Annotated in this window: 1 protein-coding gene; it reads right to left on the bottom strand. The window is 34.6% G+C overall.

Translation table 11 applies throughout. From position 1 onward, the window contains the following. Window positions 1–266, bottom strand: a 266-nt coding sequence (locus G3A46_RS14185; protein WP_165150786.1) for a carboxypeptidase-like regulatory domain-containing protein, incomplete at both ends; no start/stop codon positions are given.

Here is a 266-nt window from a genome sequence, read left to right as displayed (position 1 = left end):
ACTGTAAACTGCTTCCCACAATCTGCATCAAAACTATAAACACCATTCTCATCAGCAGTTGTTTGAGTTATAAGCTTATTATTCTCATCTAATAAGGAAACACTTGCACCAGCCAACATCTCTTTTGTTTCAGCATCGAACACTGTTCCTTCTATTAAAATAGTACAACTTTCCCGTACTAGGTAGATATTATCATCAACACTTCCGCGATCTCCATCTCTATTAGAAGATAGATATCCTATTCTAGATTCTTCATCTATAATAAA

This window comes from Aequorivita sp. KMM 9714, from assembly GCF_011065475.1.
GTDB lineage: Bacteria > Bacteroidota > Bacteroidia > Flavobacteriales > Flavobacteriaceae > Aequorivita > Aequorivita sinensis.
The sequence above is the reverse complement of the archived record's forward strand: the minus strand, read 5'-3'. Positions and strand labels throughout refer to the sequence as shown.